This is a genomic window from Microbulbifer maximicatervae (SeqCode), assembly GCF_052467305.1.
On record NZ_CP174306.1, the window covers coordinates 1932316 to 1955688 of the forward strand.

At 46.3% G+C, this 23373-nt stretch carries 18 protein-coding genes; 13 read left to right on the plus strand and 5 right to left on the minus strand.

Annotation, left to right across the window (positions count from 1 at the left end; genetic code table 11):
- Position 1 precedes the first annotated feature (1 nt).
- The 3 genes from ACJJI4_RS08665 to ACJJI4_RS08675 all read left to right on the plus strand — a co-directional run bounded on the left by ACJJI4_RS08665 (position 2) and on the right by ACJJI4_RS08675 (position 5137).
- The gene (locus tag ACJJI4_RS08665) at positions 2-697 is read left to right on the plus strand and encodes a gluconate 2-dehydrogenase subunit 3 family protein (RefSeq protein WP_444927751.1); all 696 of its coding nucleotides are present in this window, start codon (positions 2-4) and stop codon (positions 695-697) included.
- A 246-nt stretch (positions 698-943) separates the two neighbouring features.
- Positions 944-3613 (plus strand): TonB-dependent receptor, encoded by a 2670-nt coding sequence (locus ACJJI4_RS08670; protein ID WP_444927752.1) that lies wholly within the window; start codon positions 944-946, stop codon positions 3611-3613.
- A gap of 423 nt (positions 3614-4036) precedes the next feature.
- Positions 4037-5137 (plus strand): SagB/ThcOx family dehydrogenase, encoded by a 1101-nt coding sequence (locus ACJJI4_RS08675; RefSeq protein WP_413665739.1) that lies wholly within the window; start codon positions 4037-4039, stop codon positions 5135-5137.
- A gap of 175 nt (positions 5138-5312) precedes the next feature.
- On the opposite strand, the gene ACJJI4_RS08680 is transcribed toward ACJJI4_RS08675, so the two are convergent.
- Positions 5313-5975, minus strand: a complete 663-nt coding sequence (locus ACJJI4_RS08680; RefSeq protein ID WP_444927753.1) for a TetR family transcriptional regulator — start codon at positions 5973-5975, stop codon at positions 5313-5315.
- A 272-nt stretch (positions 5976-6247) separates the two neighbouring features.
- Here ACJJI4_RS08680 and ACJJI4_RS08685 point away from each other — a divergent pair, with 272 nt between their 5' ends.
- The 6 genes from ACJJI4_RS08685 (at position 6248) to ACJJI4_RS08710 (ending at position 15195) form a co-directional block, all read left to right on the plus strand.
- Positions 6248-7432, plus strand: coding sequence for an efflux RND transporter periplasmic adaptor subunit (locus ACJJI4_RS08685; protein ID WP_444927754.1), 1185 nt, complete (start codon positions 6248-6250; stop codon positions 7430-7432).
- 11 nt (positions 7433-7443) lie between these two features.
- Complete coding sequence (locus ACJJI4_RS08690; protein WP_444927755.1) at positions 7444-10626, plus strand: efflux RND transporter permease subunit; 3183 nt, start codon at positions 7444-7446, stop codon at positions 10624-10626.
- A 420-nt stretch (positions 10627-11046) separates the two neighbouring features.
- Positions 11047-11415: a hypothetical protein gene (locus ACJJI4_RS08695; RefSeq protein WP_413665743.1), complete on the plus strand. Its 369-nt coding sequence runs from the start codon at positions 11047-11049 to the stop codon at positions 11413-11415.
- 470 nt (positions 11416-11885) lie between these two features.
- Positions 11886-12638: a class I SAM-dependent methyltransferase gene (locus ACJJI4_RS08700; RefSeq protein WP_444927756.1), complete on the plus strand. Its 753-nt coding sequence runs from the start codon at positions 11886-11888 to the stop codon at positions 12636-12638.
- A 602-nt stretch (positions 12639-13240) separates the two neighbouring features.
- Positions 13241-14371, plus strand: coding sequence for a hypothetical protein (locus tag ACJJI4_RS08705; protein WP_444927757.1), 1131 nt, complete (start codon positions 13241-13243; stop codon positions 14369-14371).
- Positions 14372-14373: 2 nt separating this feature from the next.
- A complete protein-coding gene (locus ACJJI4_RS08710; protein ID WP_444927758.1) occupies positions 14374-15195 on the plus strand; it encodes a hypothetical protein in 822 nt (273 codons plus the stop codon).
- Positions 15196-15470: 275 nt separating this feature from the next.
- On the opposite strand, the gene ACJJI4_RS08715 is transcribed toward ACJJI4_RS08710, so the two are convergent.
- The gene (locus ACJJI4_RS08715; protein WP_444927759.1) at positions 15471-16064 is read right to left on the minus strand and encodes an FMN-dependent NADH-azoreductase; all 594 of its coding nucleotides are present in this window, start codon (positions 16062-16064) and stop codon (positions 15471-15473) included.
- A gap of 101 nt (positions 16065-16165) precedes the next feature.
- Here ACJJI4_RS08715 and ACJJI4_RS08720 point away from each other — a divergent pair, with 101 nt between their 5' ends.
- Positions 16166-17098 carry a LysR family transcriptional regulator gene (locus tag ACJJI4_RS08720; protein WP_444927760.1) on the plus strand — a complete coding sequence of 311 codons (933 nt, stop codon included), beginning with the start codon at positions 16166-16168 and terminating at the stop codon, positions 17096-17098.
- 45 nt (positions 17099-17143) lie between these two features.
- Here the strand turns inward: ACJJI4_RS08720 and ACJJI4_RS08725 are convergent, their stop codons facing one another.
- Positions 17144-18025, minus strand: coding sequence for a putative selenate ABC transporter substrate-binding protein (locus ACJJI4_RS08725; RefSeq protein ID WP_444927761.1), 882 nt, complete (start codon positions 18023-18025; stop codon positions 17144-17146).
- Between the two features lie 372 nt (positions 18026-18397).
- Between ACJJI4_RS08725 and ACJJI4_RS08730 the strand changes: the two genes are divergently transcribed.
- On the plus strand, positions 18398-19225 hold the full coding sequence (locus ACJJI4_RS08730) for an alpha/beta hydrolase (RefSeq protein WP_444927762.1): 828 nt from the start codon (positions 18398-18400) through the stop codon (positions 19223-19225).
- A gap of 122 nt (positions 19226-19347) precedes the next feature.
- Here ACJJI4_RS08730 and ACJJI4_RS08735 read toward each other — a convergent pair whose 3' ends face one another.
- Complete coding sequence (locus tag ACJJI4_RS08735) at positions 19348-19845, minus strand: DUF1097 domain-containing protein (RefSeq protein WP_444927763.1); 498 nt, start codon at positions 19843-19845, stop codon at positions 19348-19350.
- A 77-nt stretch (positions 19846-19922) separates the two neighbouring features.
- A complete protein-coding gene (locus ACJJI4_RS08740; protein ID WP_444927764.1) occupies positions 19923-20732 on the minus strand; it encodes an SDR family oxidoreductase in 810 nt (269 codons plus the stop codon).
- Positions 20733-20790: 58 nt separating this feature from the next.
- On the opposite strand from ACJJI4_RS08740, the gene ACJJI4_RS08745 reads away from it, so the two are divergent.
- Both ACJJI4_RS08745 and ACJJI4_RS08750 read left to right on the plus strand, forming a co-directional pair.
- The gene (locus ACJJI4_RS08745; protein ID WP_444913030.1) at positions 20791-21681 is read left to right on the plus strand and encodes a LysR family transcriptional regulator; all 891 of its coding nucleotides are present in this window, start codon (positions 20791-20793) and stop codon (positions 21679-21681) included.
- A gap of 271 nt (positions 21682-21952) precedes the next feature.
- Positions 21953-23149: a M12 family metallo-peptidase gene (locus tag ACJJI4_RS08750; RefSeq protein WP_444927765.1), complete on the plus strand. Its 1197-nt coding sequence runs from the start codon at positions 21953-21955 to the stop codon at positions 23147-23149.
- Positions 23150-23373: the final 224 nt, after the last annotated feature.

Consider the following 23373-nt stretch of genomic DNA (forward strand, 5'->3'; position numbering starts at 1 on the left):
TATGAGCGAGGAAAAAACCAACCTGGGTCGGCGCAACGCCCTGCGTTTGATTGCTACCACCGCTGCTGCAGTTCCAGTCATTGGCTGTTCTGAGAAAGTAGCGCAAAAAGTTGTAGTGAAAGAGGAGGTGCCAGCGGCTGAACCGGCAGTAAAGAACCTGGACGCCCCGAAGCAGACTCTTGCCAGGGGCACGCCGACAGATCCGGATCTCCTTAATCCCGTTGTGCCTTGGGAGATGCAGCTTGAAATGGGTGAGTTAGCGGTATTGGCAGCACTTTGCGACGTCATTATTCCCGCAGATGAAACTTCTCCGAGTGCCTCTTCAGTAGGGGCCCATCACTACATCAACGAATATGTCAGCGCCCCATATTCCAATAATAAAGCAGATCTTGTCACGATTCGGGGAGGGGTTGTTTGGCTGGAGGGTGAGTCCAAGCGTAGGTTTGGAGGTTCCTTTGTCGATCTGAATGAACCTCAAAAAGTAGCCATCTGCGAGGATATCAAGTGGACTCGCACGGCGAAGCCTGAGTTCCAGGCTGGTGCTCGTTTCTTTGCCAAAGTTCGAGTTCTCGTGTCCACCGCTTTCTATACCACCGAGGAAGGTATGGCGGATATTGGTTATGTGGGTAACCGACCAATGGCGAGTTTCCCTGGAGCACCCCCTGAAGTTCTCAAGCGACTTGGCTTGGATAGCTAAAAACGCTTTTTGCTTTAGCGCTATACGCACATATAAAAATATCGAGACAGAATTGGATCGATAAGAGTAGGGCATATTCCGGTGGCCCGGCAAATGATATGTCGGGCTTTTAGGGTGAACGGAAAGCTAGAAAAAAATAATAAAAGAGAAATTTGAGCAATGAGAGAGATACCCTTAAATACAAATCGCCAGCTAGATCTATTGAGGACGTCTGTAAGTGTTCTAGTGTTGTGCAGTGTTGTAGGTATGGCAAATGCCCAGAGCACCAGTGAATCTGATACAGAGAGTCTGGTGCTAGAGGAAGTAGAGGTATTGGGTATTCGCCGGAGCATGGAGAAAAATCTCGATGTAAAGCGTTTTTCCAATGCGGTGGTAGACTCAATCACCGCTGAAGATATGGGTAAATTCCCCGATAAGAATGTTGCAGACTCTTTGCAGAGGGTTCCGGGAGTATCCATCGTTCGAAGCGGCGGCGAGGGTGCCGAGGTAAGTATCCGAGGAACTGCACCTGAGCTCACTTTTACCCAGCTAAATGGAAACTATATAGCCACTCCCGGCGATGATCCATCCCGATCATTTTCCTACGCGTTGCTACCCTCAGCGATGATCTCCCGAGCGGATGTGTATAAAAGTCCAGAAGCAAAACTGGATGAAGGCGGGATAGGTGGTACTGTAATTTTACACACCCGCAAGCCACTGGACCTGGATTCCGGGGAGGGTATGCTATCCATTGAGAGTACTTATGCTGATGTTACTGGGGAGTACGAACCTCAGTACACCGGTTTTTACTCATGGAAAAATGATCAGGAAACCTTTGGTGTATTGTTTGGATACTCAAAGCAGGATCGTCAGAACCGGGTAATTAGCACCTCGGTAGAAAACTGGGGTTGGCAGGGAGATGAGTCTCCCCAGGCTGGCGTAGAGGCCAGGGGGCCGATGGTGGATATCGATGGTAATGAATACCGGGATTTCTATGCGCCGCGAGCCGTTGTCGGTAGTGTCTTGGAAGAGGAACGGACCCGGGATGGAATGCAGCTAAGTGCCCAATGGCGTCCGGTAGAACAGCTGGAATTCGGTGTCAATTATTTCCGCTTTGAGCTGGGCGGCAACTCAGAGAATTATCGTATCGTATTTCCTGAGTGGAACTACGGGGATGCAATAGCGCCGGGCAGTCTCAAGTTTGATGAAGATGGTGATACTCTTCTCGGCATTGGTATGCTCGATCGGGGCCAGGCAGAGTTACAGTCTCCACAGGTAGCTGGTGACTACACTCGAGCGGAATATGTTTCGGATACACTGGATTTCAATATCAGTTACGAGGGAGATGGGTATAGTGCTCGTCTGGTAGTCGGTAATACCAGTGCAGAGGGCGGCCCCTCTGAGAAATTGTTTGCATCAGTCAATTCCCGTTATGGCACTGCAACCGATTGGAGCTGGGATCTCAGCAGTGGTACTGCTGAAATTGATACCAGTGCAGATCTGGGAGATCCCAACACTTATCCTTTATATGACTGGTTCTCATCCCATTGGACCAGCAGCGAGGACGAGGAGAGTTACTACCAGCTGGACGTTTCCATCGATATGGATTATGCCTGGCTTACCTCCCTGGATGTTGGGGTTAAGTACCGGGACCATGAGATAAACCGCCGCATCACCAAACAATCCTGGGATGATGATAATCCTCCCTGTCCAACGATTAACTGGGGTGATGTTGATGGAGCTTGTTACCCCTGGTGGCCAAGTGATTCATTCCACACTGACCCCGATGGTGTGCCCGACACAATCGATATCCTTTCAAACGGCCCTCTCGATAATATTATCGGCGGTGTGAATGTGCCAAATTTCGCTTATCTGGAGTTTGATAAGTTAAAAGAGTTTCTATACGCAACCTTTGGTGACCCTACGGTAATCGTCGAGAAAAATCAGGTTTACCGGGTTGGTGAGGAAATTACGGCTGCTTATGTACAGCAGAATTTTGCCTCGGCAGTCCTGCGCGGAAACTTTGGCATTCGAGCAGTCCAGACCAGGCAGTATGCGAGCACCTACGACAATATTGATGGGGTCTTACAAGACGAACCCAATATTCGTGACAGCAGCAATACTGATATTTTACCTAGTGCTAATATCGCTTGGGATATCTCCGATGAACTGGTTATGCGCGCAGCTCTCGCTAGAGTCGTAGCGAGAGTGGAATACGATAATCTCGGTGGTTCTGAAGTGATCCACGCTCCTTTGCCCGGCTCAACAGTCAGTCAGGGGTATGCGGGCAATTCTGAATTGGAGCCTTATAAAGCTGATCAGTTTGATTTGGGTCTGGAGTGGTATTTCGATGATGCCTCTGCTGCAGGACTGACCTTGTTCAGAAAGGATATTGCTTCGTTTGTAATCAACGGCAGTTCCATGGTGACAAGGGATATTGATGGCGTTACACGGACAGTGTCTATGTCTATGCCGGTAAATGGCACTGACGCTACAGCGCAAGGTGTAGAGCTGTTTGTACAGTATGCCTTTGATAATGGCTTTGGAGTCTATGCAAACTATACGTTTACAGATACAGAGCTGGCAGAGATCGACTCTGAAGGTATCAAAACCAAGACAGAAATTGCCGGCACTTCGAAGGACCAGTACAACCTGTCCCTCTACTATGAAAATACCGACTTTAGCATTCGCGCTTCTTACAATTATCGCAGTGACTATGCAGACGGTTTTCACAATGGCATGAACACTTTCACTGATGAATACGATCAGTTGGATGTTAATGCGTCTTATCGTTTGATGGATAACCTGACATTGACCGCCTCCATAATCAATCTTACCGAAGAGAAAGTGGATAGATATTGGGGCGAGGAAAATAGAGTTTGGGGCTCCTCATATTCAGGCCGACGAGCTTATATGGGGCTGACTTATAGCTTCTAACCTGATTGCCACCCAGTCACGCGGACACAGGGACGTGTCCGCACCTTTCTGAAAATTTTTAATTTCATATCAGCGTACTCAGTTTAGGCGCAATTGAGTATTTTATTAGCTCTCATATATCAATTCGATCTAGGAAATGTGTGCATTTTATACTAGTACTCAAGTGGAGGAGTAATTTAAAGTAGTTTGAATGGAGGGATTTGTCATGTTTAAAGTATATATAGAAGACGCAACACCCTATGCTCTGGGAGTTTGTGTCACAGTCTACACTACCTGTTAATAGAAGGTAGTTTTTCACAAAAAGTGAGATGGCCCTTGAAAATGAGGGACCTCTCACTTAAGGCTAATACAGACAAATCAAGAATTTAGCGATTCTGCCTTTCTAGTTTTTTTACCACTTCTAGTAAATATGATGGTTAAGCGATGATGAAAGGCGTTGCTTTATTAGATAATTTCTTTCTCTATTTCAGTGAAAATGAAGTCATCTTGTGGGATGTTGTTCATCACGATCAGTGGGCTTTGGATAAAGAAACCCTCATAAATATTCTGGATAAATTTTATTCCGATGTGCAGACAGGAGAAACTAAGGCAGCAGATTTCCTTCAAAGTAATGGAGCCTTCATCAGTGGTGATTTAGCTCGGAAACAATGGGGTTGGGATGTACTATCCTGGTTTTACCATTATGGCACCAAGCTTTCGTTACCGCCCTCGACTGAGGGCAAAGAAGGGGCTAGTGAAGATCCCAGGGTATCTTGGGTAGGACAGTATGTTGACTACTGTAAACAGGTGCCGGAAAAGGCTAAAGGCAAGTACAATTATCCAGAAGTGGATATTCCACTGAATAGCTTTCCTACCACCAATCAGTTGGAGTCTGTGTTTGGGACCCGGTTTTCTTCACGAAAATTTGTACCGGGTACCACTTTAAAACGTGAGCTTTTGGAAAAAATACTTTTTCATTGTGTAAAATTTCGTACTTCTCCGTTTGTTGAAAAGTTTTATAAGGCCCACTCAGACAAAATAAATTATTTTGGATATTTTCGCAGCAGCCCTGCTGGCGGCGCCTTACAAGCTACAGATATTTACCTGATAGTGCATTCGGTACAGGGGATTGATCCTGGTATTTACCTTTACAATCCAATTGATCATGGATTGACCAAAGTCGGAGGTCCTGTTAGCCATGATAAGATCCGCCGCTTGCTGGTCGGTCAGCCCTATGCCGAGGGTGCCGCAGTTAATATTTGCTTTGTCTGCAAATTTAATCGGTTCTGGTCCAAGTATCGTCATTCCCGTATCTATCGGATGGCTTACCTTGAAGCCGGCCATCTATCTGAGAATATATTTCTCTATGCACACTCTCTTAAGCAAGACGTATTTATAGCGGGCGCTTTTTACGATGAAGAGTTTGAGAGTCTGCTGAAGTTGGATAAAGACAGTGCCATGGTCTTCTTTATGGCTATTGGTGAGGGAGAACATGCTTGTTTTCCTGTTGAGTACTTGCCTTCTGATTCAACAAAATTGGTTTAATGGGTAATAGTTAAGTGTTTTTGTTAGATAAGAGCGCTTTGACTTCGCTGTAACCAATGATTTAAGGGTCAAGATAACGAGTGGGGGCTTTCCTATAAATAGTGAAAGAGAAAAGGTATCTATGGTGAGGCGAGCACTGTAAGGGAGTATGCCCCACCGACATTGATAAGGTGCGTTAGTGCAGGGTGTGGACCAACCGTGAACTTAAGCGCATGGTGGGGGAGAAGCGGATCATATCGATTAGAGAGTCGATATAGCGTTCACCGAGTTCGCCGATATCTTCAATTCTTGAGGATAAGAGCCAAGTTTCAATCACACCGAACAGGCCACCGTGTAACATCTGCATCGCGAGGTCTGTATCAAGATCTTCGGGCAGTTGGCGCTCGGATACTGCGAGGGCAATCAGTTGTGCCATTCGCTCAAGCCCGCGGGTGCGCCCTTGCTTCATACGCAAGTGGGCTTCATTGTTCTCGGTAACCTTTTCTTCACAGGGATGGAAGATAATCTCAAGTACCTGCTGCCACTCTGGGTTACAAGCAATTTCCTGAAACAGCCACACCCAGCGGGTTCGCAGTGTACCGAGGGGATTGGCGTTGAGTTGCTCGCCGGCGTTATTACAAAGTTGTTCGCCGGGTAGTACCATGCGTTCTGTCAGAGCGAGTAGCAAACCGGTTTTGCTGTGAAAGTGGTCGGCAACAGCACCGCAACTAACTCCAGCCAGCTTTGCGACTTCGGAAAGGGAAGGGCGACACACTCCATATTCATGAAACACATTGAGCGCGGCGTTTAATATACGCTCACGGGTGGTCAAAATTTGCTCATCTCTGCGTTTGGTCATAAGGAACAGCGGCTTCTTTATTCAATTATTAGTTTCACTCTGGCTCATTTTTGCAGCGTTTAACCGCAAGTGTGCAAAGGGGTTTTATGTGCAAACCCTTGAATATACTGGGTGAAAGTGCATGTTAGATGAAAATTGCACGATTATGAACAGTTGATCCTGTTTCCTACGTACTCATAAAATGCCACGCTACTTTACTCAGATTTCCTTGTCACTTAAAAATTCCGCTAACTGCCAGTATTTTGTCCGCGCAGTCACTTTTAGAGGTAACCATGTTAAAAGCCCGCGCTCTCACCAGCCTTTTGGTCGTTTCCGCATTGTTGGCGGGATGTAACGAGGAAGCTTCGGCTCCACCGGGAATGGCCCCCGAAGTGACCGTAGTCACACTTCAGCCGGAATCCGTCACCCTTACCAGGGAGCTGCCGGGGCGGACTTCACCTTTTAAAGTGGCCGAGGTTCGCCCGCAGGTTAATGGCATCATAAAACGCCAATTGTTCCGTGAAGGTGGCCAAGTTAGTGCAAATCAGCCGCTTTACCAGCTAGATGACGCTCTTTATCGTGCTGACGTCGATAGTGCCAGAGCAAGTTTGCAAGGCGCAAAGGCGGCTATGAACATCGCTCGCCTCAAAGCCGAGCGTACCGCGAACCTGGTGGGTAATGGTGCTGTTAGCACGCAGGAAAATGATGCTGCGGAAGCCGATCTTCAGGAGGCCCGAGCCGATGTAGCCGCAGCTCAGGCGGAGCTGCACAGGGCTGAAATCCAGTTGGAATATGCGCGGGTCACTTCTCCGATTACAGGCCGAATTGGCAAATCTACAGTTACTCAAGGCGCTCTGGTAACGGCCAATCAGGCCGGAACTTTGGCTACTGTGCAGCAACTAGATCCGATCTATGTTGAGGTTACCCAGTCGGCAGCTGAGCTTGTTAGCCTCCGTCGAGCGCTTCAAGCGGGAACACTGGCCGACGCCACTCATCTACCTGTGACAATCCTATTAGAAGATGGCAGCGAATTTGAACACCAGGGCAAGCTGGAGTTTGCCGAAGCCAGTGTCGACCCCTCAACGGGCAGCGTATTGTTGCGAGTAGTTGTCCCAAACCCGGACACCATGCTTTTGCCAGGTATGTATGTGCGCGCAATTGTCGGTAGTGGTGTCCGTGAAGATGCAATTCTGGTACCTCAGCAGGGAATTGCGCGGGACCCTAAGGGCAACACCTCAGCCATGGTAGTGAATGAGGAAAATGTGGTTGCCCAGCGATCTGTGCGGGTTAGTCGTACGATTGGCAATCGCTGGCTAGTGGAAGATGGGCTCGAGGCCGGGGACCGGGTCGTAGTCGCCGGGCTGCAGAAAATTCGCCCGGGAGCCCCGGTACAGGCCAGCGAGCGCGAAAATGAGCAGCTGCCGGCGGCTGAAGGCGATCAACAAGCTGGCGAAGCGCCTGCACAGCAGGGGTCTTAAGGGTAGGGGTTATGGCAAGTTTTTTTATCAATCGGCCCATCTTTGCCTGGGTGCTGGCAATTATCACGATACTGGCAGGTGTGTTGTCTATCGGCGAGCTGGCAGTTGAGCGCTATCCAAATATTGCGCCACCGTCGATCAATATTGAGGCAAATTACCCGGGCGCTTCCGCCAAGGTGGTTGAAGATTCGGTTACTCAAATCCTTGAACGCAACATGAAGGGCCTCGATGGTCTCCTTTATATGTCCGCCACCAGTCAATCCAACGGTGGCGTTTCAATCTCTTTAACTTTCGAGAACGGAACTGACCCGGATACGGCCCAGGTCCAGGTGCAAAACAAAGTGCAACTGGCGATGCCGCTGCTGCCACAGGAGGTCCAGGTACAAGGAGTAAATGTTAGTAAGTCTCGAGGTGGCTTCTTAATGGTTGCCGGCTTTGTGTCTGAAGACGGCAGCATGAACCGCAATGATATTGCTGACTATATCAATTCGGCCATTGTTGACCCGATCAGCAGGGTGCCAGGCGTGGGCAATGTGCAGGTATTTGGTTCCAAGTACGCGATGCGGATTTGGCTCGATCCCAATAAGCTCACCACCTATGAACTTACCCCTGGTGATGTTACCGACGCAGTGCGGGCCCAAAATGCACAAGTTACGGTTGGAAGCCTCGGTGCTGCTCCCTCTATTCCGGGGCAACAGTTAAATGCGGCAATTACTTCCCAGGAACGTCTGCAAACCCCTGAGCAGTTCAGGGACATTATTGTCCGAGCCAATGATGACGGCTCGCTTTTGCGCCTGGGAGATGTAGCTCGAGTCGAGCTAGGTGCAGAGAATTACGAGTTTATTTCCCGTTACAACCGCCAGCCCGCAACCGGCATCGCGATCAACTTGGCGACTGGGGCCAATGCCTTGGAAACGGCTGAGGGAGTGAAAGCCAAGTTGAAGGAGCTGGAGGCTTACTTTCCCCGTGGCCTGACTTCCGTAGTACCATTCGATACAACACCGTTTGTTGAGGCATCTATTAAGGGTGTTATCTCTACCTTGATTGAAGCGATCGTCCTGGTATTTCTGGTGATGTATCTGTTTCTTCAGAACTTCCGTGCCACGTTGATTCCGACGATTGCGGTACCAGTAGTGCTAATGGGTACTTTTGCTGTACTCGCGTCGCTGGGATTCTCAGTCAATATGCTCACGATGTTTGCCATGGTGCTTGCTATTGGCCTGCTTGTGGATGACGCCATTGTGGTGGTGGAGAATGTCGAGCGCGTAATGCGGGAAGAGGGGCTCTCCCCTAAAGAAGCCACTAAGAAGTCGATGCACCAGATTACTGCGGCACTGATTGGCATTGGCGTAGTTTTGTCGGCAGTGTTTGTGCCTATGGCATTTATGGATGGCGCCACCGGCGTGATCTACCGCCAGTTCTCCGCCACGATTGTTGCCGCTATGGCGTTGTCAGTGTTGGTGGCGATTATCCTGACACCAGCGCTTTGTGCGACCTTGCTGAAGCCAATATCCAAAGGGGAGGGGCATGGGGAGAAGGGCTTTTTTGGCTGGTTCAATCGCAACTTTGATCGAGGTAGCCAGCGCTATCAAGGTGGAGTGCAAGGTATTTTGAAGCGCAGCGGTCGCTTTATGCTGTTGTTTGTTGCGCTTTCCGTAGTCATGGCCTTCCTATTCCTGCGATTGCCCAGTTCATTCCTGCCGGATGAGGATCAGGGTGTGCTGTTCTCCATGGTGCAGGCGCCGGTGGGGGCAACCCAGGAGCGCACTATGAACTCTATCCGAAAAGTAGAGGACCAGTTCCTGAACAATGAGCAGGGTATCGTGAAATCAGTATTCTCGGTACAGGGGTTCAGCTTTGCCGGCAGTGGGCAAAATACCGGTATTGCTTTTGTAAATTTGGAGGATTGGTCCCAGCGCGAAGAAGAGTCACAGAGCGCTGGGTCTGTCGCTATGCGCGCGATGGGTGCCTTGATGCAAATTAAAGATGCGATGGCTTTCGCTTTCGCACCTCCGCCGCTCCCCGAGTTGGGTTCTTCTGGTGGTTTCAACTTTTATCTTCAGGATAATGGCAGTTTGGGTCATGAGGCTTTAACTGCAGCCAGGAACCAGTTTCTGGGAATGGCCGGGCAGAGTGAACTTTTGGCTAATGTTCGCCCCAATGGCCAAGAAGATACCCCGCAATTCCGTGTAAAAATTGATAATGCAAAAGCAGCTGCGCTTGGCTTGTCTATCGACGGTATTAACAGCGCTTTGAGTACAGCATGGGGCGGTTCATATATTGATGACTTTATCGATCGCGGGCGGGTAAAACGCGTGTATATGCAGGCTGATGCTCCCTTTAGGATGGTCCCGGAAGACTTCCAGTTGTGGTCAGTGCGCAACGATAAGGGCGATATGGTACCGCTATCATCCTTTGCCAGTTTTGGCTGGGAGTACGGTTCCCCCCGCTTGGAGCGCTATAACGGCGTTCCCTCAATGCAGGTTAATGGGCAGGCTGCACCCGGAGTCAGCTCTGGTGAGGCAATGGAAGAGGTTGAGCGCCTAGTGGCGCAACTACCCGCAGGTATTGGTATGGAGTGGAGTGGTCTCTCATATCAAGAGCGCTCTGCTGGAGCACAAACTCCATTGCTGTATACCTTGTCCCTTTTGATCGTGTTCTTGTGTTTGGCTGCTCTCTATGAAAGCTGGACCGTACCGACAGCAGTACTATTGATGGCTCCTTTGGGAATCCTGGGTGCAGTACTGGCCAATAGCCTAAGGGGCATGGAGCGCGACATTTACTTCCAAGTCGCGATGCTGACTACAGTGGGGCTAACCAGTAAAAATGCCATCCTGATTGTGGAGTTTGCCAAACAGAATCTGGAAGACGGTATGGAACTGGTAGATGCCACGATGCGAGCTGTACGGGACAGGTTACGCCCGATTTTAATGACATCTCTCGCTTTTGGTTTGGGGGTGTTGCCCTTAGCCATAGCAACCGGAGCTGGCTCAGGTGCCCAACGGGCAATCGGTACCGGTGTGTTCGGCGGCATGATTGTTGGAACTCTACTGGGAATTTTCTTTATCCCACTGTTCTTTGTTGTGGTGCAGCGGTTGTTTGGCAAGAGAGTGCATAAGCAGGAAGTGGAGCTGGCTAAACAAGACATTTCGTCAGAAAAAAATGAGAGACCAGAAGCGGCCGAAGCGCTTTAACAGAGCTTTAACTATAAAGTAAATAAAGCCAGGCCAGGTTAATGGGCCTGGCTTTTTACTTTCTGGCCCCCATAAGCCACAAGATCCCTGAATAGGGTGCTACTGCCAGTCTCAAGATACAAAGTGAACCTCTTTAGTTCCAGCTCCACCAACATGTCATCGTTTTAAATTATTCGCTGAAGTAATGAAGCATCAGCAATGATTTAAATCAAGAAGCCGAATAGTGTTTGGAGTCAAAATGCTAATCCCAGGCAAGGTGAGTAACTATCCATACATGATTGAGCCTCACTTCCAAGCTAGATAGAGCGCAGTATAGAAGCCTGATATAGACGTTATAGATTATTACTTCTATGGGGCATGCAAGGAAGCACCGATATTGCATAAATGTTATTAGCAGATAATTTAAAGTGAAGAGTCGGGATGGATTTAAAAGTTAAAGAAGGTCAAGTGTGGAAATATGATAATCGAGAGGGCGAGGAGAATTCGCGGGTTATCATATTAAAAATTGAAGAGTCTAAGGACGATTCAATGGTGGTACATGCTCAGATTTCAGGCATTAAAATTTATAACCCTAATAGTGGAGAGGTCATTGAGGAAATTACTCATATGCCGTTTTCAATTGAGGCACTAGGGGCAAGCATATCTGAACTAATGGGGGAATGTGAGATACCTGATTATGAGGACGGCTACAATTCATGGAAACGAGAGTATATTAATGGCAATGCTGGCGTGTTCACTATTTCTATAGGAGAGGCAGTGAAGTATATGGATGATGCGGTGAATAGCTAACAATAGCCTTTTTACTACATTTCAAAAACAAATATCCTTTTATGTGATAACCGTCTCAAACTTATAGCCCCTAAATAGAGTTGCAGGGGCTCAACGCATTGAATTATATCGAGAAGGCAACTCTATTCGTTTAGTAAAAGCTCACTATTTCTGATAGTTCAGTTGGCAAAATGCAGTGCCTTGGTGGATTGCTTATACTTATCTATCAACCATATATTGTGGAATCAAGTTGCAGCTAAACAGGATTGGGGTCTCTGTAAGAAATACTTAACCTGAATAGAGCTGACTTGCCAAGGCCGTCAATATGCTTTGAGTTCCCTGAGGATGAAGTGGTACACCGGTACCCTATAAATATTCGTTTTGGAAAGACATTTCTTGATACAATCGTCTCGTATTCGTGGTGAAATGGAATTGCTTATTTCAAATGGCCTTAGATTTGGAGTGAGTGAGGTAGTAGCGGGAGAATGTCGATGTTTATTGCTGACTCTGACAAAGAGTGGGAAAAGTTTGGCAAAGAAGATGCTTATTACGGTGTTCTAACCGAAGAAAAATTTAGGAAGGAAAACTTAACAGATAGCGCAAAGCAAGATTTCTTTAAAACGGGACAAAGCCATGTTCACAATATACTGACAAAAGTGAAACAACATGTAGATGATGGCTTTGTCGTCAAGAGGGCGCTTGATTTTGGCTGTGGAGTTGGAAGAGTAGCGATCCCTTTAGCGTATATTACTGAAGATGTTACAGGTGTTGACATATCTGATTCGATGCTTGTGGAGGCTAAAAAAAATAGTCATGAGCAAGGCTTAAAGAATATTGAATTTGTGAAAGCTGATGAGAAGCTCTCTCTAGTTCAAGGGAAATTCAACTTCATCCACTCCTTTATAGTGTTTCAACATATCCCTGTTAAAAAAGGGCAAAGACTATTTAGTCTTCTGCTTGATAAGTTAGAATCGGGCGGGGTTTGCGTTGCCCATTTTTCATATGCCAAAACTTCAAAACTAAAAAGGTTGACTTCATTTTTGAGTAGTACTGTGCCTTTTTCAGGGAATATCCTTAACCTTCTTAAAGGCGAGCCTTTTATGGCTCCAAGAATGCAGATGAATAACTATGATTTAAATAAGTTGCTTTCCCAAATTCAACGGGAGGCTATGTCACATTGCTATTTGGATTTTACAGATCATGGCGGTGCGCTTGGGGTAACACTCTATTTCAAAAAAGTGTAAAGAGACGGTAAGCATTTTCACAGTTCGTACCTTCCTCCCAATAGACTTAGTTTAAAATTCTACGAATTAATACATGTCGTGCTTGTAAGTTTATAATTGGCGGCAAAGCTATATAGATCCCTGGGCGCGACATGTATTTTCTATCCCCCTCATACTTTTAATCTAGCATAACCTGCGGCCTTGGAGGTCAAATTGTAATCCAGTGGTTGGCTTTGAGAAAAAGATATAGTATTTCTCGGGTGGTTTTTTGCTTGCTATTACAAATAGCTCCTGTTTGACAAATGGGTAGTGAAAATGGCGTTTTTGAAAAGATATTACTGGGTTTAGCGCTGAATTGATGTGGCCAGGTTTTAGTTGATGTTTCATTGGTGGTTGGAACGATAGTTTCTGTTTTGCCGAGAATATAGAACCAACAATTGGCGTAATTAAAACACAAGTCTCAAATAAAAAGTGGCGACTTGAAAGTGATTCAAAAGGCTCATTTTTGCGAGATAGGTCACAGAGGAATGCATTTAAGAGGGGGGGTGGGGTCATCGATGTCTAGTTTTTCTATGGTAATATCCTTGTAAGATTATGTCGGATAGTTTCAGGGATGAGTATTCATGAGTGGCTACAAGAACTTTATTTTTTTTCATCCAAAAACAACAGGGATGCAAGATGGTAGGGCTGTTTTTATCGACCCGAACTTACTCCCCAGGTTTATTGATTTAGTAGATATAGACTCTGCTGAAGGCAAAAGAACTGCAAGTAAGTTGATCGAGCTTAGAGGGGCCGCAGGGGGAATTACTGCTGACAGCAACCTAAAAACAGCAGGTGTACACCGCGAAGTAATGGGTGTTGTAGAGGTTCTTTACGAGGTGGTTCAGCAAGGGGGTCCTGAGAACAGGGGGGCAGGGGTTTATATCAAAAAAATAAGGCGGGCCAATGGAAACTCGGGCTCAGCAGCTCTACCTGCGGGCTTTTACCAATCAGATTATAAGAGAACGGAATGGGCTTTGACACCGATTATGGACGAAGCTATTCCTACAGCAGTGGGGGCAATTGGAGCCGTCTTTGATGAAACCGCTTATGATGCTCTATCTACTGCAAAGGAGTATGGTGAATATTTTCAGACTTCAGGGAAGGTAAGCCATAAACTGCTGAATAATAGTTTCTCACTTTACTATGCACCTAGCTTTGTAGTTGATGAACTTGGAGGGTGGGAAACAAAATCCCAGAAGCTCTTAGGGCCTAATGCTGGGCCTGAAGAGCTGGCTCGTATTTTAAATAAATCGGAGAGGTCCTGGGATGAGAGGGATCAAACCATAAAATACCACTGGTACGTCTTTAAAGAGGGGGCAAAAATACTCCATCGAGCCTTAAAAATATTTAAGCAGAAAGCGGGTGGAAAAAAGCTGCAGCAACACTGTTTCTACTTTGTTAACCCACGAGAAAATCTAGGCTTGTTGATGCAGGAAGTTGAAGCTATTGGCGCGCAGACGAAAAAGACTAGTTACGAACATGAGATGGTGGATGATATCGCTAGTAAGGTGCACCAAATAAAGGATAGTAGTTGTGCCGTGAGAGGCCTACAAAAAGTAGCAGATGCTCCTTGGACAAGGTTTGATACAGATTTGCAGAAGTGCAGTCGCTATTACCAGGATAAATTGATCGCTGGCGGTGATAGCAATCGCACCTTTGCGGACGCAGTTAACTATGTTAGAAGTGAATTTAAAAGTGGCTGGGGTCATTGATTGTGGCTTACGTGGATTCGCTGGACTTAAACTCCCCAATTATCGAGCAACTTGATGAGATTTACTGGTCGCCTTTTGATACGATGCCATTACACCAGTTTGACCTTGGTTTATGGCATCTTTCGTTTAACGGAAAGCTATTACAGCAAACCTATGGGGGCAGGAAGTATGCCCCATATGTCACACCTATTGACAAAGAAGAAAGTTACCCTAGGTTCTATGGCGGACAGCCAATGTGGGATGATGAGAGCCCCTATATTTGGTTTACGTTTCACCCTATCAGGACGACATGTAGTGTCCATGTGGGGCCGGATGACACATGGATTGTGGGTGGTGGCTATTTCTCAATTCAGGTGATTCAGGTACAAGAAGCATCTAAATCTGGTGTCTTTAAGCTCTCTGATTGCAGCCAATTAAAGCAGTTTATATTTAAAAAGCATAAAGATGACCTAGAATACTTACAAGAATTGGGACACGAAGATCGTTTTAGCGCTTGGACCCCAGATGAGATCCAGGAGTACAAAATTAAGGGCCGGGATTGGTATGAAATTGTTGACGGAACTCGAGCTTTAAACTGGTGCTTTAACTTATATACTCACTTATCCGATAAGCACCTGCTGTGTATCACATATGAGCCCAGACAGTTCTGGCCACCTTATCATGTTCCCAGTGAAAAAGCTTTGCTGGTCAGTAAATCCCCCATGTGGGATTTTATGGATAATTTAGAGCTTTCCAAAATGGAGGAGGGTAGCCAGGTGATTACTGGCACCTTGGAGCGAGAAGCCGATATTTCTGGAGAAGATGAATTTGATAGTAGCTGGTAAGCTAGCTTAGTAAGTCGGCGAGAGTAACTATGGCTTGTGAGGACTTGCTACATAGTGGTCAAGTGTCCCCGGATAATAAGACGAAATTTCCTCTAGCGTTGGATTTCTATTGAGGTTGCAAACACATTGCTATCTTCTTTCAGAAGATCTAAATGAGAATTTACATAGCTAGAATGGGTCAAGTAATAATCATCTGAGTTTTTTACTTAGAGGGGGGGGAAAGCCGAAGCCTCCCCCCTTCAAGTATTCATATACAGACTTGTTAGCTTTCTATTTTACATAAGCTCTGCAATACGCTTCTCTGCAGCAGCCAACGACTTCTCTTTTGCTTCTTCTCCCATTGCCAAGCCTTCAGCATAGACAAACTCCACATTAGTAATACCAACAAACCCCAAGAACTGTCGAAGGTAATTACTTTGGGGATGATCGTCACCATAAACACCACCCCGTGAAATGAAGATGATGGCCTTTTTGTTCCTTAATAAGCCCTCAGGGCCGTTTTCGGTATATCGGAATGTTACCCCGGCACGTGCAATAAAGTCGAAGTAGGTGTGCAAATTAGACGGGACGTTGAAGTTATACATCGGGATACCTAGCACCAGCAGATCTGCCGATGATATCTCCTCTATCAGCTTGTCCGAAAGTTCTGCAATTTCACTTTGCTTGTTTGAACGGCTATCAGCTGGCGTATTGTGGGCTTGAAAGTGCTCCAGGCTCAGATGAGGTACAGGCTCGGATACCAAGTCACGATGGATGATTTCATCTTGCGGGTTCTTAGCCTTCCAGCTCGCTATGAAATTGTCCGCAAGTTGAGATGACTGACCGTTCTCTTGAAAGAGGCTGGACTTGATGTTGAGTACCTTTGCCATGACTGCTTCCTCGTAACTAACTTTGTATGAAGCTATTGAAACATTCATTAAGTTGATTAAAAATTAGAATTATCTGCTTATTTACATCGAAAAATTCGATCATGAAACAACAGTTGGCGCAATTATCAAACCCAAAGATCACTCTTGAGCAGTGGCGTTGCTTGATAGCGGTAGTTGAAGGGGGAGGGTATGCAAAGGCCGCCGAGCTTCTGCACAAGAGTCAGTCGTCGGTAAGCTATTCGGTGCAGAAGTTGGAATCACTACTGGCTGTAGCGGTTTTCACCATTAGTGGGCGCAAGGCGATTCTGACTCCCGCAGGTGAGATGCTCTACCGTCACGCAAAGCAATTACTGGAGGATGCTTCTGCATTGGAGCAGGCCGCCAGCCGGGCCTCGGCTGGATGGGAGTCCCAGATTGCGATTTCCGTGGAGGTGCTGTTCCCAATTTGGTTGTTGCTGGACTGCCTTGCACTTTTTGGCGAAGAGAGCCCTCAAACTCGTATTGATGTGCATGAGATGGTGATTAGTGGAACTTTAGAGGCCTTAAGTGAGGGACGAGTTGATTTTGCAATCAGTCCCAGAATTCCCCTGGGCTACAACGGTGAATTACTGCCAGGTCCTGCACGCTTAATCCCGGTGGCCCATCCCAAACACCCCCTGCATGAGCTGGACCGCCCGCTAACTATGAATGACCTACGCAATCATCGTCACCTGGTGGTTCGGGATACGAACCCCCAGAGTGGTAGTAAAACGCTCACGGTTGAAGTGGCTAATCGGTGGACTCTAAGTAGTATGTCTTCTTTGATTGGCGCCGCTTGCAAAGGCTACGGTTTTTCATGGCTACCAGAAGACAAAATTCTGAATGAACTCGCTGAAGGAAGCTTGAAGCCCTTGCCCCTCCAGGGAGGAAGTAAAAGGGAGGTCCCTATGTACCTGATCTTCCCTAACCGGGACGATATCGGTCCCGGCGCACGGAGATTGGCGGCTATTATCAAGGACCGTTTGAAGAGTTTAACTCCCCTGGAGGCTTCTTAGCCAAGTCGTGAACTGGTTAGTAGGGACAGTTTGAACCTAATTCGCTTACTCATTGTTCAACAAACCAATTTCGTGAGCGGTCTCGACGATTGGCTGGTACATTGAGTTGTCGGCTTTGATAAACCCTTTGCGGGGAAATGCGGCAAGTAATTTAGGGTCCCGCATATTCAAAATCGCTTGCTGGACCTTGTCTAAGAAGCCGTTGCCCCAGGTTTCATCGACATCCCCACGAATTGTCCAGTTGTAATCTGGATATCCTGGGGTTTTCCAGATCACTTGCACTTTACTTTCATCCACTTTGCCGGCTTTCTTTTCATTTTCCCACACCTTGTGATTTAGGGCGCCAACCTGATACTTCCCAGATTGCACAAGATCCAGGGTATTGGAGTGGTCACCTCCAAAGCCCACACGGCTGAACACCTCGGTAGGGGGCTTACCAAACGCTTTTCGAATATAGTATTCCGGCATTAGACGTCCAGAAGTGGAGTGCTCTGAGCCAAAAGTAAATGTCATACCTTCAATACCACGGGGGAAGTCTTTTGAGGGAGTGAGTTCAGTACTTTTATTCGCAATAAAATAGGAGGTGAAATTTTGATCTCCTTCTCCCTGGGCAATGGCCTTAGCGCCAGGCTCTGCAATACGGGCTTGCACCCCGGTAAATCCGCCAAACCAGGCCAATTGGACCTTGTTATTTTTAAAGGCTTCAACCGTATCGCTGTAGGACTTCACCGGTAAGTATTTAACTTCAACCCCAAGCGTGTCGGACAAATACTGTGCAACTTTGCCAAAGCGTTTTTGTAAGCGCTCCGGGTCCTGGTCTGGAATGGCAGTGAAAACAAAAGGTTTTGGGTTTTCTTGAGATGATACGATTGATGTGCTGCATAGTATTACGAGGCTTAGAATAGCTACGGTTAAATTCTTTAACATTCTTTTGGTCCTCTGCGGATCTGTAGTTCAAAATTTGTAGGATAAAGCTGAAAATTTAACTATAGGCGTAATATATAGATCAGAATGTTTGGAAGAAATTGTATTTCTCTGTTTGGGCTAGCAAAAGTGAGATGGCTTTCTACCATTTATCCGCGATATCTGAGTTGTTGAAATAGTTGACACATATTTAGGCCTCTACAGGTGTTTATTATTATAGGGTCTCTTCCTTTGTAGGATGCTTTCTGTGCTAAATAGGCCCGCCACACAAGCAAGGGGAGTTACGGAGTTGTTTGGAGGCTCCTTAGACTCTAGAAAGAACCTTTAGTGTAAAATAGGCAGTTTATGCCAGCACTTGCGGAGTCGAAACATAGAATGAGTGAGTATGATGATCAGTTTAATCTGCGCAAGCGGCACCCATTTGGTAGAGTCCATCTGCTAATCAATGAGCTACAAAGCTATTTGGCTACACAAACCCTAAGAAGCTCACTGGATATCAGCTATGGAGATAATTCCGGTGAGAAATTAGATATATTTCCTGCTAAATCTCCCAATGCACCGGTATTTGTATTCATCCACGGAGGGTACTTCCGGGCGCTAGATAAAAAGCAATACCGGTATATTGCCAAGCCCTTTGTAGAGGCCGGGTGTACAGTTGCTTTGGTCAACTATGATTTGGCGCCCGCCGTCAGTGTTAAAGAAATTATTGAGCAAAATATAAAGGCATTCTTATGGATATATAAAAATATTGATCGCTGGAATGGCAATCCCAATAATATTGTGATCTGCGGTCACTCTGTTGGGGCATTCCTTGTGGCTAAAATTTTAGAATTTGAGTGGACACCTGAAGTCCGTAGCTCAATTAGCGGCGCTATTATGTTAAGCGGGCTCTATGACTTAACAAAGATGAGGCAATCTTATCTCAATGAATCTCTACGTTTATCAGAAGATGACGTTACTAATTTGAGTCCCATTTTTGGCGATATTAGATGTTTCACCAAAGCGATTGTTGCAGTAGGTGATGATGAGACTGCGGAATTTATTGATCAGTCAAAAAGATACTGTGGGAAGCTACAGCAAACGAAAAGCTCGTGCGAATATTTACTTTTGAAAAATAAAAACCACTATACTGTATCGCGTATGTTAAGCAGTAGAAATAATGATCTAATGAATAAGATATTGGATATCTGCGGTGTGAATTGAGAGAGGATATGACTTAGCGCTCAATTTATCTAGTTTTGAACATATGTTGGGGTTAGTTCTAATCAGGGAGCCTCTTAAGGCCCTCAGGGATAATGTTGAATTATGCCGAGACTCCCTGACTATCAATTGGCTTTAGTTTCTCCAGCAAGAGATTGTAGGTAGGAGCAGCAATAGCCAGCGAGGATGCCTAGAGCGGTCACTATTGTCAGCCCAATCACTCCAGAAAGAGCATTGGCTGGATGGGCTGCAAAGAAAGTGATTAACCCTAAAAACCAGGCAATGATATTACCTACAAGTGGCAGTCCTCTAAGTGATACCACCACAAATGCAACGGAAAACACTATAACCGCGAAGGCAATATTGCCCATCATTGGTAGCAATAGGGCATTAACTATAGCTGCTGTCATCCCCATCAATATTCCCAGAGCAACACAAATCCCACTGGAGATTGCGCTGAAGGCAGAGCCTGGCTGTGAAAAGAAAGCAACCCAGCCAACAAACATAGCCCAGGGTGGTAGTTCTAACATAGAGCAAGTGAATGCTGCTGCACTGGCAATAGTTGCAGCGATAAGGGTATCCCTGATGTATTTAGCCGACGGTACTTGGGCTTGATCGACCATTGGTTTTTAGTCCTCTTTCCAACTGGTATAACGATCAGTTGGAGATTGTTAAGTTGAAGCGGGCATTGGCTGTGAAGCTAGATAATTCCACCGTTGGCTCGTATAACTTGGCCGTTGATCCAGCCACCTTGCTCACTGACTAAAAAGGCAACGGTATTCGCAATATCTTCAGGCCTTCCCAATCGCTCAAGTGGCGACATTTTGGCAAGAGTTCTCACCATTTCATCAGTCTTTCCCGACAGGAAGAGCTCGGTAGCCGTAGGCCCTGGGGCGACGGCATTCACAGTGATATCTCTCCCCCGCATTTCCTTGGCGACTACCTGGGTCAGAGCTTCAACAGCTGCCTTGGTCGCCGCATATACGCTGTAATTCGGCATACACAAGTCGACGACACTCGAGGATAAGTTGATAATGCGGCCACCTTCTTGAAGCCTTGCGGTGGCTTCACGCATGACATTGAAGGTGCCCTTAAGATTTACAGCTACCTGACGATCGAAATCATCTTCTTCACATTCTGCCAGAGGGGCTAGTTTCATAATGCCCGCATTATTAATGACAGTATTGATTCCGCCAAAGGTGACTTCTGCCGAGTTGAATAGGCGTGAAACCGCCTGTTGATCACTGATATCGGCTTGGGCAGTAACCGCCTTGCCACCCTCTGTTTCAATGCGGTTTACCAACTTTTCGGCAGCTGAAATATTACTTTCAAAGTTCACCAGAATGGTAAAGCCATCCTTTGCCAGGCGAGAGGCGATCGCCGCGCCTATGCCACGGGAAGCTCCTGTTACCAGTGCCACTTTCTCCATAATGATCTCCGTAGTGATTACTGGAGCCGCCCTTGCAGCTCCCTGATTTGGCTGTATTCCCATACTATTCGTGTTATTCATGTAGATAATCCGGCTAAAATAGAACCTATTGTTCCAAATAAACAAACAATAGGGCGATATGGATAAGCTGGATGCGATGCGCTTGTACGTGCGGATTGTGGAGCGGGGCAGTTTTACAGCCGCTTCTACTGATCTTGGGATTCCGAGGTCGACATCGACTCAGGTGATCAACCGGCTAGAGAAGCGGCTGGGAGTCAGGTTGTTGCAGCGATCGACTCGCAAGGTAAGGGCAACACTGGATGGGGAACTGTATTATCAGCGCTGTATTTCAATACTTGCGGACGTAGAGGAAGCAGAAGGGGCATTTACAGGTTTATTGCCAGGCGGTGAGGTGCGGGTAGACGTACAAGGGACTATTGCCCGTCATTTTGTTATGCCGCAACTCCCCCAATTTTTTGCCCAGTATCCTGACATTTCTTTGGTAATGAGTGAGGGGGATCGATGGGTGGACTTAGTCCAAGAAGGGGTCGACTGTGCTATTCGCTATGGACACTTGGCGGATAGTGAGCTGATTGCCAGGCGTTTAATCATGCTGGAACGGCTTACATGCGCATCGCCGCAATACCTGGAACACTACGGCCACCCAAGCTCTTTGGAACAACTGAATGGTCACCGTGTTGTAGCGCTGCGCTCTATAACGACTGGGAAGTCTACGCCGCTCTCTTTTTGTCTTGGCGATAGGGTAGAGACGTTGCAAGTTCCGGCGCAATTGACGGTAACCGGGACAGAGAGTTACTTGGATGGCGTTAAGCGGGGGCTCGGATTAGCTCAATTTCCAAAGTTTCATGTAGAAAAAGAATTGGATGCTGGAAATTTAGTTGAAATATTGCCCAATTTTCGCCCGCCCAGCGAGCCGGTATCGGTTGTGTTCACCCAGAATCGCTTTTTATCTCCCAGGGTTAGAGCATTTATTGAGTGGTTAAGTAAAATATTTTCAGTTTCCATTTAAAGGATTGTGATTAAGCTTTCATTTGAATTTAATTTTCCAAAAAGTTATCTGCTCTTCAGATAGTAACTTGTCAAAAATTTGCGAAGTTAAATTATTGGTAGGCGTAAGAATATTTTTTTAGTTAAGAATCATATAGAGTAGCCGCGCACTGTGGATTTCAATAAATATTTCTATTCAGTATTTTAAAGGCTGCATTAATAGATTTATTTTTATCTTTAGTGCGGATCTTTCTAAATTGATTTTCCGAGAAGCGGATACAGGGAGTATGTCTGTGAAAAGCTTTAAAATTCTTGCGCCTTTCGTGTTGCTATTTTCTACATTTGGCGCTTATTCAGAAGAAAATGTGAATGTTGTTTTTGAATCTTCCATGAGTGAAAGTAGATCAAATATAATCTCACATAAAACTAAAAAAAGTTTAAATAATAAGATTTTTAGCTTGAAGCCCGGTAGTACCCTTGAGGTTCCCAGTGAGCTCGGCAAGCAACGGTTTACCTTGCAAAATATTCGCTCAACAAAAAATAGGGCTTCACTATCTGCATTTTCTGAGGATGGAAAAGGGTTTATCACCTTAGCCGAGAACAACGGTAGAATTGTTGGCTCAATACAATCTGAAGGTAGGCTCTACAAAGTGAGACCTGCCGGAAAAGGCGCGGTTACAATCGCTGAGGTTCCAGACAATTCACTTGTCGACCATGATAGTAACTACTTCGAAGAGATGGATTTTACTTCCAAGGTTGGCGCGCTAAACACAACCTCAGGAATTGCGACTACTGACTCTGGTGGAAAAATAACCGTTATAGTTGCTTATACCGATGCCTTTGAGGCAGACGCCGGTGATGTACCCGCCTACATGGATTTATTGGAAGAGGAAACCAATGTTTCATTTGCCAATAGTGAAGTCAATACCTCGGTAGAAATTGTTCACGCTTATAGAACCAGCTATGCAGAAAGCGGTAGCTTCTATGTGGACCGCGAGTACTTTTCGAATGACGCATATCCAGAAACTAAAGAACTATACGAACTTAGAGACTTGTATAGTGCAGATGTAATGATTGTTTTAACCGGCAATGATTTGTACAGCGGATCATGTGGACTGGCTAAGACGATCTACGCATCGGAATCAACAGCCTTTGCTTTCGCAAGGGAAGGGTGCGCAACGGGGTACTTCAGCTTTGCCCATGAAATTGGCCACCTACTGGGAGCCCGACATATTATCTACAGTGATTCGAATATGGAGCCGTTTGAATATGGCCACGGCTACTGCAATACCACCCCTTCAACTTGGAGGAGTGTGATGGCCTACAATTGCCCGTCGGATCGAAGCGGCCCCAGAATTCAGCAGTGGTCCAACCCGGATATCACAATAGATGGAGACCCTACAGGCACCTCCAACCTTGAAGATAATGCCCGGGTTATCCGTGAGCGCGCCTGGGAGGTTGCCAACTTCCGGGTTGATGGGGAAAGTTAGCGGCAAATTCATACAATAGCCGCTAGTTATGCAGAACTGCTAGCGGTTTTTATGAACGAAGTTGCTCCCAGTTACAATGTTAGGCCATAGCCTTCTATTTAAAATTTAAGCCTGCAGAAGCCTTCGTCACTCTGCTATCAACTTGAATAGAATCGTACAAAAATTCATCAGCTACTCCGCCTTCCCACTTAAATATTTCATTTCATCTGAAATTTCTTCAATTT

Excerpts from the sequence above, each read along its gene's own strand:
- ACJJI4_RS08665 (WP_444927751.1), top strand. The coding sequence starts at position 2 with ATGAGCGAGGAAAAAACCAACCTGGGTCGGCGCAACGCCCTGCGTTTG.
- ACJJI4_RS08670 (WP_444927752.1), top strand. The coding sequence starts at position 944 with ATGGCAAATGCCCAGAGCACCAGTGAATCTGATACAGAGAGTCTGGTG.
- ACJJI4_RS08675 (WP_413665739.1), top strand. The coding sequence starts at position 4,037 with ATGATGAAAGGCGTTGCTTTATTAGATAATTTCTTTCTCTATTTCAGT.
- ACJJI4_RS08680 (WP_444927753.1), bottom strand. The coding sequence starts at position 5,975 with ATGACCAAACGCAGAGATGAGCAAATTTTGACCACCCGTGAGCGTATA.
- ACJJI4_RS08685 (WP_444927754.1), top strand. The coding sequence starts at position 6,248 with ATGTTAAAAGCCCGCGCTCTCACCAGCCTTTTGGTCGTTTCCGCATTG.
- ACJJI4_RS08690 (WP_444927755.1), top strand. The coding sequence starts at position 7,444 with ATGGCAAGTTTTTTTATCAATCGGCCCATCTTTGCCTGGGTGCTGGCA.
- ACJJI4_RS08695 (WP_413665743.1), top strand. The coding sequence starts at position 11,047 with ATGGATTTAAAAGTTAAAGAAGGTCAAGTGTGGAAATATGATAATCGA.
- ACJJI4_RS08700 (WP_444927756.1), top strand. The coding sequence starts at position 11,886 with ATGTTTATTGCTGACTCTGACAAAGAGTGGGAAAAGTTTGGCAAAGAA.
- ACJJI4_RS08705 (WP_444927757.1), top strand. The coding sequence starts at position 13,241 with ATGAGTGGCTACAAGAACTTTATTTTTTTTCATCCAAAAACAACAGGG.
- ACJJI4_RS08715 (WP_444927759.1), bottom strand. The coding sequence starts at position 16,064 with ATGGCAAAGGTACTCAACATCAAGTCCAGCCTCTTTCAAGAGAACGGT.
- ACJJI4_RS08720 (WP_444927760.1), top strand. The coding sequence starts at position 16,166 with ATGAAACAACAGTTGGCGCAATTATCAAACCCAAAGATCACTCTTGAG.
- ACJJI4_RS08725 (WP_444927761.1), bottom strand. The coding sequence starts at position 18,025 with ATGTTAAAGAATTTAACCGTAGCTATTCTAAGCCTCGTAATACTATGC.
- ACJJI4_RS08730 (WP_444927762.1), top strand. The coding sequence starts at position 18,398 with ATGAGTGAGTATGATGATCAGTTTAATCTGCGCAAGCGGCACCCATTT.
- ACJJI4_RS08735 (WP_444927763.1), bottom strand. The coding sequence starts at position 19,845 with ATGGTCGATCAAGCCCAAGTACCGTCGGCTAAATACATCAGGGATACC.
- ACJJI4_RS08740 (WP_444927764.1), bottom strand. The coding sequence starts at position 20,732 with ATGAATAACACGAATAGTATGGGAATACAGCCAAATCAGGGAGCTGCA.
- ACJJI4_RS08745 (WP_444913030.1), top strand. The coding sequence starts at position 20,791 with ATGGATAAGCTGGATGCGATGCGCTTGTACGTGCGGATTGTGGAGCGG.